The following is a 17,008-nucleotide window of genomic DNA, read 5'->3' as shown; positions in this document are numbered from 1 at the left end:
TTGTAACTGTAGGTTTTTATAACTATAGTTTTATCGTATTAAATTAATCGTATCCAAGTCGTTTTAAGCTCAGTATATTTTTCCAAAGCATGTAGGGATTTATCGCGACCATTACCTGATTGTTTATAACCACCAAAAGGCACGGTGATATCGTCTTCATCATAGCTATTCACATGTACCGTACCTGCACGCAAGGCGCGTGACACCATGTGCGCGCGCGTCAGGTCTTGCGTCCAAACTGCTGCGGCAAGACCATACTCTGTGTCATTGGCAATCGCTATTGCTTCTTGTTCTGTATCAAAAGCAATGATAGAAAGTACTGGGCCAAAAATCTCTTCAGCGGCAATTTTCATATCATTGGTCACGTCATCAAATACAGTTGGGCTAATGTAAAAACCACCTGTTTCAGTTAATACGCGCTCACCACCAGCGCGCAATTTTGCACCTTGCGATTTACCGCTTTCAATGTATTTCAGTACATTTTCCATCTGCCCGCAATCCACGATTGCGCCCATGGTGGTATTCGCATCTAACGGATCACCAGGCTGATAATCAGGTAAATGAGTTAGTAGTTTTTTGACGAACTCATCTTTGATTGAGCGCTCAACCAGTAAGCGCGAAGGCGCATTGCAGCTTTCTCCTTGATTATAAAAAATTGAGCCAATAGAAGCCGCTGCTGCTTTATCCAAATCCTTGCAATCTGCAAATACGATATTAGGTGACTTGCCACCTAGCTCGCACCATGCGCGCTTGAGGTTACTTTGCCCTGCCATGATTTGGATTTTTTTACCCACACCTGTTGAGCCTGTAAAGGCGATGCAATCCACATCCAGATGCATCGCAAGCGGCGTACCTGCCTCTGGGCCAAAGCCTGGTACTACATTTAGCACACCTTTTGGTATACCCGCTTCTATCGCCAAATCTCCAAGCCTTAAGGCTGTTAATGGCGATTTTTCAGAAGGTTTCAGTACGATGCTATTACCGGTAGCTAAGGCAGGTGCGATCTTCCAACAAGCCATTAAAATCGGGTAATTCCATGGCACGATAGCGCCAACTACGCCGATAGGCTCGCGTGTAATCATTGCAAGTGTATGGTCTGCCGTTGGCGCAATCTCATCGTAGACTTTATCAATCGATTCACCAAACCAGCGCAAACTATTTGCTGCGGAGTTGACATCTACACTCAAGCTTGCAGAAATAGGCTTGCCCATATCCAGCGTTTCTAACAATGCCAACTCTGCTTTGTGCGCTAACACCAAATCTGCAAAACGTATCATCGTTTGCTTGCGTTCGCGAGGCGATAAACCAGCCCAACGTCTATCTTTAAAAGCAGAACGTGCCGCAACTACCGCGCGGTCCACATCCGCAGCTTTACTATTAACCACATCGGCTAATTTACGACCGTCAATCGGTGAAAAGCATTCAAAGGTACTGCCATCAAGTGCATCTACACGTTCGCCATCAATGAAAGCACGTCCATCGATTCTTAAATCTTTCGCTCTTTCATGCCAATCAATTTTAATCTCTGCCATGTTATAACCCCGCCATACATACATATTTCAGTTCTAGGTATTCATCAATGCCGTGATGCGAACCTTCGCGACCCAGACCTGATTGCTTAATACCTCCAAAAGGCGCTACCTCATTTGAAATCATGCCAGTATTAACACCTACCATGCCATACTCAAGCGCTTCTGCTACGCGCCAGATTCGGCCTATATCTCGGCTGTAGAAATATGAAGCTAAACCAAACTCTGTACGGTTAGCCAGTGAGATGACTTCTTCATCTGTTTTGAAGCGGAATAATGGCGCCACAGGACCAAAAGTCTCTTCACTGAAAATCAAAGCATCATCACTCACATTAGCTAATACTGTAGGCTCAAAGAATGTACCGCCTAAATTATGGCGCTTGCCGCCTTGCAAAAGCGTTGCGCCTTTGGCGATGGCGTCTGCCACATGAAACTCCACTTTTTCGATTGCGGCATCATCAATCAATGGGCCTTGTGTGACACCATCCTCAGTACCCACACCCACTTTAAGTTGAGCCACTTTGACTGCAAGTTTTTTGGCGAACTCATCGTACACGCCCTCTTGAACAAACAAGCGGTTTGAACATACACACGTCTGCCCTGCGTTGCGATATTTACTAATCATGGCACCTTCAACTGCCGCATCTAAATCCGCATCGTTAAACACGATAAATGGCGCATTGCCGCCCAATTCGAGAGATAGTTTTTTAATGGTATCAGCACACTGGCGCATTAAGATACGTCCGACTTCCGTTGAACCTGTGAATGAAAGTTTCGCGACAACGGGGCTTTCACATAAAACTGCACCAATTTGGCGTGCATCGCCGGTAATCACTTGCAACACGCCACTTGGCACGCCAGCCTCTTCAGCCAATACAGCTAAAGCAAGGGCGCATAAAGGGGTTTGTTCAGCTGGCTTAATAATCATACTGCAACCAGCAGCAAGTGCCGGCCCAGCTTTACGCGTAATCATCGCGATTGGGAAATTCCATGGTGTAATGGCTGCGGTGACACCTATTGGCTGTTTTAACACTAATAAACGACGGTCACCCATAGGTGCAGGAATGGTTTCGCCGTAGACACGTTTAGCTTCTTCGGCAAACCATTCAATAAAGCTTGCACCATAATTCACTTCGCCACGCGCTTCGGCTAGCGGCTTGCCTTGCTCAGCGGTTAATAATTGCGCCAAATCTTCTCTGTGAAGAATAATCAAATCAAACCAGCGCTTGAGTATGGCAGCACGTGCGGCTGCTGTGAGCGTTTTCCATGACTTTTGCGCAGCCTCAGCAGCGATAATTGCTCGTTCAGCCTCATCACTACCCATGAGCGGCACTTTAGCCACCTCTAAGCCTGTAGCGGGATTAGTGACGCTTATCGTTTCACCTGAATCTGCACTCACCCACTGCCCAGCGAGCAATGTAAGATTATTTTTGAGTAATACGGAATGCTTTAATTGAATTGACATGATTTTCTGCTTGATTTGGTTTGGTGTAGAAGCGACGAGATGTCGCCTCTACTTAAAATACTACTTATTAGTATCGCTATAGGCCTGTGCCTCTTCGCGTTTACGTTTACGTTCTTGGTGCGAGGTGTAAAAGCTTGAAGCAATCACCGCAATCGTCACCACGGCAATCGTCACAGTTGCAACGGCGTTAATAGTTGGATTTAAACCTAATCTGGCGCGAGAGAAAATCACCATAGGCATCGTTGAATAGCCTGGTCCAGACAAGAATGAAGACAATACAACATCATCAAACGACAGTGTAAATGTCAGCAAAAATGCAGAAACCAACGCTGGTACTAACAAAGGGAAAGTAATTAAAGTAAATACCTGCAAAGGCTTACAACCCAAGTCCATTGCGGCTTCATCTAATTTGCTGTCCATTTCACGCAAGCGTGAAGTGACAACTACCGCGGCATAAGCAGTACCCAATAATGCATGACCTAGCAAAATAGTGAACAAGCCTCGCTCTGGGAAACCCAGCCAATTTTGCACGGAAACTATCATTAACAATAATGACAATCCTACAATCACATCGGGCATCACCAAAGGCATGCTAGACATAGAGTTAAGCAGCGTACGCCCTTGAAAGCGCTTATACCGATTTAAAGCGAAGGCGGTGAATGTGCCAAAAAACACTGACATTAACGCAGACAGACCTGCTATTTCTAGTGATAACAGCACGGCCGAAATCAAATCTGAATCTTGTGCTAATGCGGTGTACCAACGGAAGCTGGCGTGAGACCAGACAGTAACCAGTTTTGAATCGTTAAAAGAAAATACAACCAGTGTGACTATTGGCAAATATAAAAATAAATAGACAATAACCATCCAAGCTTTAGCGAATATTTTATTTGAAGCGTTGCTCATCACTTACCCTCCATTTGCTCAGCTTGTGCTTTATTGTAAACACCCATCGGCACCAAAATCAGCAGTATCATCACGACGGCCACGGCCGACGCCATTGGCCAATCATTATTACTGAAGAACTCATCCCATAGTACGCGACCTATCATCAAGGTGCTTGAACCACCTAATAATTCAGGAATCACATATTCACCCACCGCAGGAATAAATACCAACATTGAACCAGCAATAATGCCCGCTTTTGAAAGTGGGACGGTAATCAGCCAAAAGGCTTTAAATGGACTGGTGCCAAGGTCTGCAGCGGCCTCTAAATAGCGCATATCCATCTTAGATAGGTTGGCATATAGCGGTAAAATCATAAACGGCAAGTATGAATACACCATACCTAGCAGCAATGAGAAAGAATTGTTCATCATCGCGATTGGTGTATCAATGATATGCAAACTGATGAGTATATTGTTAATCACACCATTACTGACTAACAGCGTCTTCCAAGCATAGATGCGTAGTAAAAATGATGTCCAGAACGGCAACATAATGAGCATCAACAAGGTTGGCTGCATATGTTTTGGCGAGCGCGCCATGTAGTAAGCAAATGGATAGCCAATGGCTAAACACAACAGAGTGGTAATCAGAGCATATTCAATAGAGGATATATAAGTTTTTAAATAGAGCGAATCGGTGGCAAGAAACTGATAGCTGGCAAAGTTTAAAGTGAGCCTTGGCCAGCCGTGACTCCAATCGATCATATTTGAAATGCTGGTTGACTCCATTTCCGACAAGCTAATTTTAAGCACAATGAGCAGCGGGATAGCCGCCAGCAATACAAACCAGAAATATGGAACACCAATAACCGCAAGGCGACCAGCTGAAAGGCTGGTAAAGAAACTCTGTGTTTTAGCCATAGCAATTTTCCTTAATAAACTCTTAATGAAATTAAAGTTTTGGGCATTTCTATTTATTCAAGTTTCTAAGTTAGGCAAGGTGCGAATAAAAAATTATGACGCAGTATATATTTGATATATAAGGAATAATTTTTTTGAGCAACGCTACATAACGACGAAAACTTAATTAATAGAGGTGCCATTTAGTTAACCTTTATTGCGTTAACACCACCATTGCTAAATTATTCCAACTTGCATAAGCACGGTCACCCCAAGTTAAACCGCAACTCAAATCGCGCGTATTGTTAAGCTCTTGCGCCTTGATTATCTTACCGCTATCAAGTTTAAGGTGATAAGTTGTATGAGCACCAAAGTAAACGATTTCAATGACTTCACCAGCGCACCAGTTATAGTCGCCATTTGGTTTATCCTTAGACAACATGATTTTTTCAGGTCGTAAAGCCACTCCTACATCCATACCTGGATGTCCGCTAACGCCATGACCTACATAATGCACACACTCTGGGCAACGCACGGTTACATGATCAGGCTCATCTTCTTCAATTTTGCCTTCGAATATATTCACATTGCCAATGAAGTCAGCCACTTTGCGGCTGTTTGGCATTTCATACACGGCATCTGGCGCGCCGACTTGCAAGAAATAACCTTCACTCATCACGGCAATGCGTGATGCCATGGTCATGGCTTCTTCTTGATCGTGCGTTACAAGTACGCAGGTCACGCCGACTTCTTCAATGATATTCACCAGTTCAAGCTGCGTAGTTTCTCGTAATTTTTTATCTAAAGCACCGAGAGGCTCATCTAAAAGCAATAATTGAGGACGTTTTGCCAAGCTACGCACCAAGGCTACACGCTGTTGCTGACCACCAGAGAGTTGATGCGGTTTACGTTTCGCATATTTATTGAGTTGCGCCAAACTCAGCATTTTTTCAACACGATCAGCAATTTCATCTTTAGGCATGCCATCACGCTTCAAACCAAAGGCTACATTTTCCCAAACGCTTAAATGAGGAAAGAGCGCATATGACTGAAACATCATATTGATTGGACGTTGAAACGGCGGAAGATTGGTAATATCTTGATTAGCTAGGAATATCTTCCCTTTTGTGGGCGTTTCAAAGCCAGCCATCATGCGCAATAACGTAGATTTCCCACAACCTGAACCGCCAAGCAGCGCGAAGATTTCACCCTTCATAACTGTTAGAGAAACATCATCCACGGCTTTGACCGTACCATCGTAAACTTTGGTGACATTTTCAACACGCAGTAAAACCTCTTGCGCAGCTTTATTCGTTTCTTTAGGAGCCGTTGCCATAAAAACCCTTATCTAAGATATTGAAAATCAAGATACAGAAAAAGTCAGAAAACTAAAATATTAAAAACTATGGTATTAAAAACTATGATATTAAAAAATTTAGGTACATTAGAATTTTGTAGGGACGCCATCAATGGCGCCCCTACAAATAAAATAACGATTAAACGCCTGTTTTAAATTTGGTATACAGGCGCGTCATGTTGCGTTTAGTTTGTGCATCCTCAACACCTGGTGGCACTAACTTGGCAATATCTTCATCAGATAAGAAAATCGATTTGTTGTTTTTAATTTCTGGATCAACAAACTCGGTTGCAGCTTTGTTAGGATTGGCATAGGTCACAGTGTTAGTGATGGCTGCAGTCACTTTTGGCTGCATGATGTAATTCATCCAGAGATGTGCATTATTTGGATGTTTGGCATCAGCAGGAATCGCCATAGTATCCATAAACATCAAGCCGCCTGTTTTTGGTACTAATGCTTCGATATGTTGCTCTGCTTTATTCTCGATAGAGCGTTTATGCGCTAAGTTAAAATCGCCAGCCCAACCATAAGCCACACAAATATTGCCGCTCGCCAAGTCATCGATTTGACCACCAGAATTGAATTTTTTGATGTCTGGGCGCACTTTCATCAACATATCAAAAGCAGCTTGGTAATCATCTGGTGTACCTGTGAAAACAGGTTTACCTAAATAATGTAAAGCAGCTTGGAACACATCAGCTGGTGTATCTAAGAAGGTAATACCACATGATTTTAATTTGCTGGTGTAAGTTGGGTTAAACACTAAATCCCAAGCATTGTCTGGCATAGGCGTATCACCAAGTGCAGCTTTAACTTTGTCTACATTGATACCTACAGTGTTATAGCTCCACATCCAGTCAATTAGATGTTCATTACCAGGATCCAGATCGGCTAACTTCTTCATAATGCCTGGATCTAGATTTTTCATATTAGGTAGCTTGGTTTTATCAAGTTTTTGATATAAACCGCCATCAATCTGTAACTTAGCCCAGTTAGATGAAGGTACTACAATGTCGTAGCCAGTGTTCTTAGCGATTAATTTTGCATGCAAAATTTCGTTACTATCAAACACATCGTAACGTACTTTAATGCCCGTTTCTTTCTCGAAATTGGCTATCGTATCTGGCGCAATATAGTCCGACCAGTTGTAAATATTGAGGATTTTTTCCTCTGGCTCGCTAGCCGCTGCAACTGTTGGCTTAGCAGTTTCAGCAGTAGTGTTGTCAGACTTACTACAAGAAACCGTAGCTAGACCGGTAATTATCGCCATACCTAGCAAGTATTTACTATAAGATAAATTCATATTCATTAACCCCTTTAAATTAGTGAGTGACTGAGAAAGTTTTGCTAAAAATTAGTACCATCTTTTGCGCCATAAAACCCCTTATGCTGACCAAATAGATTCAAAGTAATCTTACAATATGTCTTCAACTACAACCACATTTAATTACGTGGCTTAATTACATAATTCCCTGCTTTTTCAAGTCAGCTAGGGTCGCATCTAAACATTTTTGAATCAACGCGACCATTTCATCAATTTGCACTTTAGTAATCACTAGCGGCGGCGCAATAATCATACGGTCACCTACCGCTCGCATAATCAAGCCATTGGCAAAGCAATGACCTCGACAAATCATGCCTACACCTACTTCTTCATCAAAATGTACGTGGTTTGATTTGTCTTTCATCAGCACGAAGCCGGCGACCAACCCTAGTGTTTCCGCTCCGCCTACCAACGGATGTTTAGCTAGCTCTGCGTATTTTTGTGCTAAATATGGGCCTGTTTCATTGAGCACTTTATCGACTAAGCCTTCGCGCTCCATAATTTCAATATTCGCTAAAGCCACAGCACATGCTGTAGGATGCCCTGAGTAGGTATAGCCATGATTAAACTCGCCACCCTGCTCAATCAACACTTTAGCCACGCGCTTGCCCACCACTACGCCACCTAAAGGAATGTAGCCAGAAGTCACGCCTTTAGCAAACGTCATTAAATCGGGTTTGCAGCCTAATAATTGCGAGCCAAACCATTTACCAAGACGTCCAAAACCGCAAATCACTTCGTCGCAAATCAACAAAATGCCGTATTTATCGCAGATACGTTGAATCTCTGGCCAATAAGTTTTAGGTGGAATAATCACGCCGCCCGCACCTTGCACAGGCTCACCGATGAATGCCGCTACTTTATCTGCACCGACTTCCAGTATCTTTTTCTCTAACCAACCCGCAGCTTCAATGCCAAATGCATCTCTATCCTGATTTGGTGCCATGCCGTAATGGTATGGCTGTTCGATGTGTTCGATGCCTGAAATCATGCCGCCTTGCGCATGCATACCGCCCATGCCACCTAAAGATGACCCAACTAGCGTTGAGCCATGATAAGCGTTGTTGCGGCTGATAATCACCGTGCGTTCTGGCTGACCTAGCGTAGCCCAATAATGGCGCACCATACGCACATTGGTATCATTAGACTCAGAACCAGAACTACTAAAAAATACATGACTATAATCATCACCTGCCAGCTTGATGATTTTTTCAGCAAGTTTAACTGCAGGAACATTGGTCGTTTGAAAAAAACTATTGTAGTAAGGAAGCTCTAACATTTGCTTAGCGGCTGCATCTACTAACTCTTTACGCCCATAGCCAACATTCACGCACCACAAACCAGACATCGCATCTAAGATTTTTTCACCTGTGGAATCCCAAATATAGATACCATCGGCCTTAGTGATAATACGTGAGCCTTTATCCGACAAGCTTTTATGATCGGTAAAAGGATGCATGTAATGCGCTGAATCTATTGCTTGAATTTCTTTAGTATTGATCATGACTTTCTCAATTCAGATAATGAATGTTTTTGTAGTTCGGTCTTAACGTCCGACTGCAGGGTTAAACCCCGACCTACTTTTTAACTATTAAATGCTTTTAAACATGCATTAAAAGATGCTCACGCTCCCATGGGCTAATGACGCGCATAAACTCATCATGCTCAGCATCTTTTACGGCTAAATACACATCCACGAAATCTTTGCCTAGCACATCCTGTAAGGCTTGAGAGTTCTCCAACTCGCGTATAGCTTCAGACAAACCTCGTGGCAATTGATAGTCAGAGGCATAAGCACTACCTGTTGTAACCTCAGTTGGTTTCAGCTTTTCTTTGATGCCCAAGTAACCACAAGCCAAGGTCACTGCCATTGCTAAGTAAGGATTAGCATCAGCGCCCACCACCCGATTCTCTATGCGGCGACCTGCTGGCTCGGAAATCGGCACACGAATGCCCACAGTGCGGTTATCGTAACCCCACTCAATGTTAATTGGCGCCGCACCATTGCGTACGATACGGCGATATGAGTTTACATAAGGCGCTAACAACACCATGGCGGCAGGCAAGTATTTTTGCAAACCGGCAATGTAGTGGAAAAATATTGGGGAAGCTGTGCCGTCAGGATTGCTAAAGATATTCTTTTGAGTTTGAGTATCAATCACGCTTTGGTGAATATGCATCGCCGAACCCGGCTCATGTTGCATAGGCTTAGCCATAAAAGTAGCGTACATGCCGTGACGCATCGCCGCTTCACGCAATAAACGTTTAAAGAAGAATGATTTATCCGCCAGAATCATCGGCTCATCATGCAAAAAGTTAATCTCCATCTGCCCTGCGCCAAACTCATGAATCAGCGTATCCAACTCCAAACCCATGAGTGCTGAATAATCGTAAATATCCTCAAATAGCGGGTCAAACTCATTCACCGCATCAATACTGTATAACTGGCGGCTGGTTTCTTTACGGCCACTGCGACCTACTGGTGGGCTTAATGCGATATCAGGATCAGGGTTACGCTCTAGCAAGTAAAACTCCAGCTCTGGCGCTACAATCGGCGTCCAACCTAAATCTTTGTATAAATTAGTCACGCGGCGAAGTACGTTTCTAGGCGCAAAATCAATTGACTTACCGTTATGGTCTACGCAATCCATAATCACCTGTGCCGTCGGGTCTACCGCCCAAGGCACCAATCTAAGGGTGGTTGGGTCTGGAATAAGCACCATGTCCTTATCAGTGACACCAAATACGCGGTCATAACCTTCATTACCATCTGGTGACTCGCCCGTTACCGTCATGCCAAACACCGCTTCTGGTAGGCGCATAGCGCGGTCTGTAGAAAATTTCTCGCGAGGTAAAATTTTGCCGCGTGCTACACCTGTTAAATCTGGTACTAAGCACTCAATTTCGGTAATGTTGTTTTCCGTCAACCACTTATCCATGTCTACATGGTTCATTGCTACTTGTTCTGTCATTTTTATTCTCCTGTACTGCTTTATTAACTACTTATTGACGTATTTTTATTCATGTATTTTTCTTTTTGCATCTTTTAAGCGTTAATCTGGTGGCTCGTGCCTTCTCAATCTAAATCTACAGGCATCACCAAATGCCCTGAAAATAGCCAAATACTGTGGGTTTTCCATTACTTTCCACTCTGGGTGCCACTGCACAGCCAACGTAAAGGCTTTTGCTTTTTCTACGCGTATGGCTTCTACTAAACCGTCTGGCGCGAAGGCCTCTGCAACTAAGCCATCACCAAGTCTATCTACACCTTGACCATGTAAGGAGTTCACCATCATCTGTTTTGCACCAACGATTTTAGCTAGCTTGCCATCAGCTACTAAATCAATCAGATGCGCCTGCGCATACTGAATATCGATTGGAACATCTTTAGTTTCTCTATGATCATTCAAGCCAGATATTTCATGTACCGCTTGATGCAAACTACCGCCAAACGCAACATTCACTTCTTGAAAACCGCGACAAATAGCCAACAAAGGCACTTCGGCTTTAATAGCTGCTTGCACGAGCTTTAAGGTAAGCGCATCACGCGCAGGGTCTAATGGTAATGCTGGATTGAGTACTTCTTGGTCGAAGTGTGAGGGATGTACATTTGAAACTGACCCTGTCAGCAATATGCCATCGGCAATGGATAGCAAAGCTTCAATCTCTAATAAATCACCAATGGCAGGCACCACTAAAGGCAAAGCGCCAGCAGCCTCTGCAACCGCCACTAAATATTTATGACCCACCACATGAAATGGTTGTTCACCCAGCGGTTTAACATCCGCAGGGATTAAAACTATTGGTTTACGTTTTGTTGTCATCATTTGAAGATTTGCATTGCCTCATTGCTAAGTATACTATTCCTAAAATTGGTAATGCAACAAGAGCCATTTAGATTATTTAGATAGAACCACTTTATCACATTTAACTCGTCTACACACACTTGGAATACTCAACTTAATGAAACAACTTGTGCTTTCAGAATGGCTATTAACGCAGCTTAACCAATCAGACTTCCCAGTGCGTATGCCTAACCACAGGCGCATTTACGAGGTGATTCGCCGCGCTATTACCACCCAAATTTTATCCGCCGGAGAGCGATTACCGTCCACAAGAAGTCTGGCAGATGACTTAACCGTATCGCGCAACACCATACTAGCTGCTTTTGAACAACTATTGGATGAAGGTTATGTGGCATCTCAAACGGGTAGTGGCACCTATGTTACCTATAATCAGCATGATGGTTTTTCAAAGAACATTGTTAATAACAATATTGCGGGAGATAAATCAGCAGTACAGAGTGTTGAATCCAATGCTGAAAATATCGCTTTAAAACATGAAGACTCCATAGGATTATCAAAGCGAGGATTAGCGGCATGTGGCGCTATAAAAGAATATCAATCGCCAGTAAGAGTTCATAATGAGGTTCAACCTTTTACACCGGGTGAAGACGATTATGCAGGCTTTCCTTATGCGCTGTGGCGTCGATTACTCAATCGGCAATGGCGCACGCCAGACCCTGCGCTGTTGGATTCCAGCCATGATGGCGGTTACTTGCCTCTGCGCAAAGCCATTGCCGATTATTTACGCGTGTCACGTGCCGTCAACCTCACCTACGACCAAGTGCTGATTACTTCAGGTACGCAACAATCGATTGATTTATGCGCACGCTTACTCACAGACCACGGCGACTGCGCATGGGTAGAAAACCCGGGGTACTGGGCGGCGCGACGCGTATTGGAAGTGAATGGTCTGCAACTACACCCCGTCAACGTAGACAAAGAAGGCATGGCACCGAGCACTAAAGATTACCGCACTACACCACGTTTAATTTACACCACACCATCGCACCAATACCCAAAAGGCATGGTCATGAGTTATGGCCGCCGCCGCTTATTGTTGGATTACGCGCAAAACTGCAAAGCATGGATTATTGAAGACGATTACGACAGCGAGTTTCGCTTTGAAGGCCGCCCAATCTCATCATTACAAGGCATGGATCAAAATGGCCGTGTGCTTTATTTAGGCACATTTTCAAAAGTCATGTACCCAGGCATACGCTTGGGCTATTTAGTGGTGCCACCTAATTTGGTAGAAAGCTTTAAAAGCGGCTTGTATGAACTACAACGACCCGGACAAGTAGTCATTCAAGCCGCACTGGCAGACTTCATTGAAGAAGGCCATTTCGCCAGCCACATCAGAAGGCTGCGACAAATATACGGTGAACGCAGACGGTTATTGCAAGCAGCACTAGCGCCAATCGCAACGGTAGGTGCAAGGCTTTCTACTGTAGATTCTGGTCTGCATTTAGTGGTGGAATTTGACTCAATATGCGACGACGTAAGCGTAGCTGAACTAGCCTCAGTACAAGGTTTACGCGTATACCCGCTATCGCACTACTGCATGGGCGAAAGCACCGAAAAAGGCTTGATTATTGGCTATGCGTATTCCGCCACAGAGCATATTACGGAATTTGGAAGTAAGCTGGCTGAGGTTATACAGTTAGCGTTAAGGCAGTAAGTCAAATTAAAAACTCATAGTGTTTGGAGTTTTAAATTGCATCCGTACTTGCTATTAATTATAGTATGGACAGGACAATGCTTAATTATGAGACTTAAAAAGAAAATTAACATATCGAAATCAACATTCACAATAACTTTTAGGCGGCACAGCACGTATGGAACCCCTCTCCGTCAAACAGCGCAATGAACAGGCAGCCTTTGCCCGCTTCATCGGGCGGTTAGGCGAAGAAAACCATTGGTCAAGGATAAGCAGCCGCCCAGAGCCTGAACCTGATTTGCTATGCACCCACATCGAAGAAGGAGAGATTGCATTTGAACTCGTAAGCCTTACAGATCCTTTGATAGCAAAGGTTCAAGCGGCTGGAGAAAGAGCCCGCACTGATGCGTTCTCAACGTCCGACCCCTCGGAGCGAATCATTCGAAATAAGCTACACAAGACATACAAAACAAATATATGCCGCATCGAATTACTCATCTATACCGATGGTCAGATCATGACGACAGATGACGAAATCATCCCAACCATCCAGCCGTGGTTTGATGCAATCCATCATCCATTCAAACGCATTTGGTTTATGGGTCAGTTCGAAACAAGTTGCCTTTGGAGCGTAGTCTAACCTATCACTCAAGCAGGATGCTTAACTGCCCCCATTAACCTAAACATTACTCATGCCTTAACGCCTCAATCGGATCCATTTGTGCAGCGCGTCTAGCTGGGAAGTAGCCAAACAGCACACCTATTCCAGCTGAGAATAAAAACGACATCGCGTTAGTTGTCACATCAAAAATAAACGGCACGCTCATCACGATAGAAAGTCCGTAAGAGGCTATGGCGGCAATAATGATGCCGATCAGCCCGCCAAGCGCCGACAGCACTACTGCCTCAATCAAGAACTGCAACAAGACCTCTCGCTCTAGCGCACCAATGGCAAGGCGCAGACCGATCTCCCGAGTACGCTCTGTGACGCTCACTAGCATGATATTCATAATACCAATTCCGCCCACTAGCAAGCTTACCGCGGCAACTGCACCGAGCAATGTAGTCATCACTTTAGTGGTGCTTGAAAGTGTTTCGGCGAGTTGTTGCGTATCGAAAATATTAAAATTATCGTCATCATTCTCGGCAAGTTTGCGACGTTCGCGCAGCAAATCACGCAGGCTAGCTTTTAATGGGCCGCTGTCTCTGCCGTCCTCCATTGAAACCAGAAGCGTACTGACTTTCAAACTACCGGTGACGCGGCGCTGAAGGGTATGTAGCGGCACAAGCACTACATCGTCTTGGTCGCCCATACCACCTTGACCTTTAGCGTTCAAAATACCCACAACAGTGCATGAAAACTGCTTGATTCGTAATTGTTCACCAAGACCTGTTTGCCCTATTTTGCCCGCGTATAGTTCACGGCGTACCGTTTCACCAATCACGCAAACTGCTGCGCCGGCAGTTTGTTCTTCTGGGTCAAAAATTCGGCCGCTTGCTAATTTCCAGTTGCCAGTAAGAAACCATGCGTTAGTACTGCCGTAAACAGTGCTAGACCAATTCCGCCCATTGGCAATCACCGTGACGCTACTGCGACCTTGAGGCGCAACCGCAGCAACGCCACCAATTTCTGACTGTATGGCGACAGCATCTGCCTCTGTGAATTGCGGTACGCCGCCTCCGCCTCCACCGCCGCCGGGTTGACGCTGACCCGGATTGACCATTAACAAATTAGTGCCTAGGCTAGAAATTTGCGTTTTGATGGCTTGAGTGGCGCCGTTACCTAATGTCACCATCGTAATCACGGCGGCAACGCCAATCACAATGCCAAGTATGGTCAAGAAAGACCGTAATAAGTTGCGCCTGACTGAGCGCAACGCCAACATGAATACACTTAATAACATTAAATAACCTCAGTCAAATTAGTATCTGACATGTTTAAATCAGCTGAGCTAGGCATCGTAGGATGCTCATTCATTTCATCTTTTGCAATTTTTCCATCGACAAATGTCACGATTCGATGCGCGTATGCAGCCATGTCTAATTCATGCGTCACCATTAACACCGTAATGCCATGGTCTCTATTGAGTGCTACTAAAAGCGCCATAATTTCATGGCTGCGTTGCGTGTCTAAGTTTCCAGTGGGTTCATCGGCGAGCAACACCGCAGGCTCAGTCACAATGGCACGTGCAATGGCAACACGTTGCTGTTGACCGCCTGAAAGTTCTGCAGGCGTATGATGCTCCCAACCCGCCAATCCTACTGAGGCTAATGCTTTGCTAGCCGCTGCTTGACGTTTTTCAGCATTATCACCACGATAAAGTAATGGCAGCTCTACATTTTCTTGCGCGGTAGTACGTGCGAGTAAGTTAAAGCCTTGAAACACAAAACCAAGAAAACGTCTGCGTAGCCGCGCGTGCTGGTCTCGAGTTAAGTCTTCTACATGGGCACCTTTGAAAAGATACTGGCCGTACTTAGGGCTATCTAAGCAGCCAAGAATATTCATAGCGGTGGATTTTCCCGAACCACTTGGCCCCATAATGGCGACAAACTCACCTGCGTAGATACTTAAATCTATACCTTTTAAAGCAAGAAATTCGGTTGAGCCTGACCCATAGGTTTTCTTAACATCTATTAATTGTATAAGTGGCTGCCGTACTATGGATTGCTGGGTTAATGACTCACTCACTGTGCCACCACTTTCTGATCAGTAATGACTTGCATGCCAACTTGTAGGTCGCCACCGATAATCTCCGTCATATGGCCGTCGCTAATGCCGGGTTTTACAGCAACGGCAATAGCCGCGCCGCCATCTTTAGGCAACACCCACACTTGCTTAGCTAACGCCACATTAGCTCTATCAGCAGCAGATTTACGATTTTTGCTACTGCGCGGCATGCTTGGCATTAAGCTCGTAGCGAGTCCTTTTTTATTGGCTGATTGTGACTTATCAGAGTCGGCAGATGTAGGCGTAAAACGCAGTGCGGTGTTAGGCACTAATAACGCATCTTTCACTTGTTTAGCTTTGATAGTGGCTGTCGCTGTCATACCCGGGCGTAGACTGAGGTCGGTATTATCCACATCTAAATAAGTCAGGTAAGTCACCACATTATCCGTAATGGTAGAACCAAAACCTACTCGCGTAATACGTGCTGGAAACTTACGTGTTGGATAAGCACTCACGGTAAAAGTAGCATCCTGATCTAACTTAACAGAGCCAACATCGGCTTCATCCACATACACCCAAAGGCGTAATTTAGTGAGGTCTTCCGCCATCGTAAACAAAGTCACCGCTTGTAACGAAGCCGCTACAGCATTGCCTGGGTCAACTGCACGAGTAAGTATCACACCATCAGACGGCGCAACAATAGAGGCTTTGGATAAATTAATTTGGTCTGTTGATAGCGCAGCACGTGCATCATTCACACCAGCTTTTGCGCTTAAGTCATCAGCCACAGCTCTGTCATATGCAGCGCGACCCGTATCAAGCTCAGATTTAGATGGTACTTTACCGCCTGATAGTCGAGACACTTCTTCCAACCTTTGTAAGGCAGATGATGTTTCTTTTATTGTCGCTTCGGTCTGCGCAACCTTTGCAATGGCTGAGGCCAAAGTTGCTTTTGAACGCAACACCTGATCACTCAATTTTGAAGTATCAAGCTCAACCAACACCTGACCTTTTTTAACTACATCGTTTACGTCAACGTTGACCTTGCGCACCGTGCCTGAAAGCTCACTACCAATATTGATAGATCGTGTCGGCTGAATAGTGCCGTTGGCAGTGACGGTTAAGGTTAAATTACCTCGCGACACTTCTTGCGTTGTATATTTTGGTAAGGCTTCTGCTGCGCGTTTACCCTGCCAATACAAAAAACCGGCAATCATCATAATAAGCAGCGCTAACCCAATCCACAAAGTTGAGCGGCGATACCATGCAAGCTTTACTGGCTCATCTAACAAGGTCGCAATATCAACGGCTTCCTTGTCTTTAGAAGTAGTCGCTGGAGTAGTTTCAGTTGAAGAATTATTCGTTGTCATAGGAGG

14 protein-coding genes are annotated in these 17,008 nt (G+C 44.7%); 2 read left to right on the top strand and 12 right to left on the bottom strand.

Annotated elements, in window-relative coordinates:
* Window positions 1-38: 38 nt before the first annotated feature.
* The 9 genes from M301_RS05485 to M301_RS05445 form a co-directional block, all read right to left on the bottom strand.
* Entirely contained in the window at window positions 39-1,532 is a 1,494-nt protein-coding gene (locus M301_RS05485) for an aldehyde dehydrogenase (RefSeq protein ID WP_013147770.1), read from the bottom strand.
* Window position 1,533: 1 nt separating this feature from the next.
* Complete coding sequence (locus M301_RS05480; protein WP_013147769.1) at window positions 1,534-2,994, bottom strand: NAD-dependent succinate-semialdehyde dehydrogenase; 1,461 nt, start codon at window positions 2,992-2,994, stop codon at window positions 1,534-1,536.
* A 60-nt stretch (window positions 2,995-3,054) separates the two neighbouring features.
* Complete coding sequence (locus tag M301_RS05475) at window positions 3,055-3,900, bottom strand: ABC transporter permease (RefSeq protein WP_013147768.1); 846 nt, start codon at window positions 3,898-3,900, stop codon at window positions 3,055-3,057.
* Complete coding sequence (locus M301_RS05470; protein ID WP_013147767.1) at window positions 3,900-4,802, bottom strand: ABC transporter permease; 903 nt, start codon at window positions 4,800-4,802, stop codon at window positions 3,900-3,902. Before M301_RS05470 ends, M301_RS05475 begins: the two co-directional genes overlap by 1 nt.
* A gap of 193 nt (window positions 4,803-4,995) precedes the next feature.
* A complete protein-coding gene (locus M301_RS05465) occupies window positions 4,996-6,117 on the bottom strand; it encodes an ABC transporter ATP-binding protein (RefSeq protein ID WP_013147766.1) in 1,122 nt (373 codons plus the stop codon).
* A 160-nt stretch (window positions 6,118-6,277) separates the two neighbouring features.
* On the bottom strand, window positions 6,278-7,441 hold the full coding sequence (locus tag M301_RS05460) for a polyamine ABC transporter substrate-binding protein (RefSeq protein ID WP_238524670.1): 1,164 nt from the start codon (window positions 7,439-7,441) through the stop codon (window positions 6,278-6,280).
* Between the two features lie 157 nt (window positions 7,442-7,598).
* Window positions 7,599-8,966, bottom strand: coding sequence for an aspartate aminotransferase family protein (locus tag M301_RS05455; RefSeq protein WP_013147764.1), 1,368 nt, complete (start codon window positions 8,964-8,966; stop codon window positions 7,599-7,601).
* A gap of 97 nt (window positions 8,967-9,063) precedes the next feature.
* On the bottom strand, window positions 9,064-10,434 hold the full coding sequence (locus tag M301_RS05450; RefSeq protein WP_013147763.1) for a glutamine synthetase family protein: 1,371 nt from the start codon (window positions 10,432-10,434) through the stop codon (window positions 9,064-9,066).
* Between the two features lie 81 nt (window positions 10,435-10,515).
* Window positions 10,516-11,289 carry a gamma-glutamyl-gamma-aminobutyrate hydrolase family protein gene (locus tag M301_RS05445; protein WP_013147762.1) on the bottom strand — a complete coding sequence of 258 codons (774 nt, stop codon included), beginning with the start codon at window positions 11,287-11,289 and terminating at the stop codon, window positions 10,516-10,518.
* A gap of 136 nt (window positions 11,290-11,425) precedes the next feature.
* On the opposite strand from M301_RS05445, the gene pdxR reads away from it, so the two are divergent.
* Both pdxR and M301_RS05435 read left to right on the top strand, forming a co-directional pair.
* A complete protein-coding gene (pdxR, locus tag M301_RS05440; RefSeq protein ID WP_013147761.1) occupies window positions 11,426-12,985 on the top strand; it encodes a MocR-like pyridoxine biosynthesis transcription factor PdxR in 1,560 nt (519 codons plus the stop codon).
* 157 nt (window positions 12,986-13,142) lie between these two features.
* Window positions 13,143-13,604, top strand: coding sequence for a hypothetical protein (locus M301_RS05435; RefSeq protein WP_013147760.1), 462 nt, complete (start codon window positions 13,143-13,145; stop codon window positions 13,602-13,604).
* A 46-nt stretch (window positions 13,605-13,650) separates the two neighbouring features.
* Here M301_RS05435 and M301_RS05430 read toward each other — a convergent pair whose 3' ends face one another.
* Genes M301_RS05430 through M301_RS05420 form a run of 3 tightly spaced genes read right to left on the bottom strand, consistent with a single transcriptional unit; the run spans window position 13,651 to window position 17,002 of the window.
* Entirely contained in the window at window positions 13,651-14,868 is a 1,218-nt protein-coding gene (locus tag M301_RS05430; protein ID WP_013147759.1) for an ABC transporter permease, read from the bottom strand.
* The gene (locus tag M301_RS05425) at window positions 14,868-15,653 is read right to left on the bottom strand and encodes an ABC transporter ATP-binding protein (protein WP_013147758.1); all 786 of its coding nucleotides are present in this window, start codon (window positions 15,651-15,653) and stop codon (window positions 14,868-14,870) included. Before M301_RS05425 ends, M301_RS05430 begins: the two co-directional genes overlap by 1 nt.
* Window positions 15,650-17,002 carry an efflux RND transporter periplasmic adaptor subunit gene (locus M301_RS05420; RefSeq protein WP_041359365.1) on the bottom strand — a complete coding sequence of 451 codons (1,353 nt, stop codon included), beginning with the start codon at window positions 17,000-17,002 and terminating at the stop codon, window positions 15,650-15,652. The genes M301_RS05425 and M301_RS05420 overlap by 4 nt, the downstream gene beginning before the upstream one ends.
* Between the last annotated feature and the right edge of the window lie 6 nt (window positions 17,003-17,008).

The sequence above is a fragment of the Methylotenera versatilis 301 genome (genome assembly GCF_000093025.1).
In the GTDB taxonomy this organism is placed as follows: domain Bacteria; phylum Pseudomonadota; class Gammaproteobacteria; order Burkholderiales; family Methylophilaceae; genus Methylotenera; species Methylotenera versatilis.
The sequence above is the reverse complement of the archived record's forward strand: the minus strand, read 5'-3'. Positions and strand labels throughout refer to the sequence as shown.

Coding starts and splice junctions, on each gene's coding strand:
- M301_RS05485 (WP_013147770.1), bottom strand. CDS start 1,532: ATGGCAGAGATTAAAATTGATTGGCATGAAAGAGCGAAAGATTTAAGA.
- M301_RS05480 (WP_013147769.1), bottom strand. CDS start 2,994: ATGTCAATTCAATTAAAGCATTCCGTATTACTCAAAAATAATCTTACA.
- M301_RS05475 (WP_013147768.1), bottom strand. CDS start 3,900: ATGAGCAACGCTTCAAATAAAATATTCGCTAAAGCTTGGATGGTTATT.
- M301_RS05470 (WP_013147767.1), bottom strand. CDS start 4,802: ATGGCTAAAACACAGAGTTTCTTTACCAGCCTTTCAGCTGGTCGCCTT.
- M301_RS05465 (WP_013147766.1), bottom strand. CDS start 6,117: ATGGCAACGGCTCCTAAAGAAACGAATAAAGCTGCGCAAGAGGTTTTA.
- M301_RS05460 (WP_238524670.1), bottom strand. CDS start 7,441: ATGAATTTATCTTATAGTAAATACTTGCTAGGTATGGCGATAATTACC.
- M301_RS05455 (WP_013147764.1), bottom strand. CDS start 8,966: ATGATCAATACTAAAGAAATTCAAGCAATAGATTCAGCGCATTACATG.
- M301_RS05450 (WP_013147763.1), bottom strand. CDS start 10,434: ATGACAGAACAAGTAGCAATGAACCATGTAGACATGGATAAGTGGTTG.
- M301_RS05445 (WP_013147762.1), bottom strand. CDS start 11,289: ATGATGACAACAAAACGTAAACCAATAGTTTTAATCCCTGCGGATGTT.
- pdxR (WP_013147761.1), top strand. CDS start 11,426: ATGAAACAACTTGTGCTTTCAGAATGGCTATTAACGCAGCTTAACCAA.
- M301_RS05435 (WP_013147760.1), top strand. CDS start 13,143: ATGGAACCCCTCTCCGTCAAACAGCGCAATGAACAGGCAGCCTTTGCC.
- M301_RS05430 (WP_013147759.1), bottom strand. CDS start 14,868: ATGTTATTAAGTGTATTCATGTTGGCGTTGCGCTCAGTCAGGCGCAAC.
- M301_RS05420 (WP_041359365.1), bottom strand. CDS start 17,002: ATGACAACGAATAATTCTTCAACTGAAACTACTCCAGCGACTACTTCT.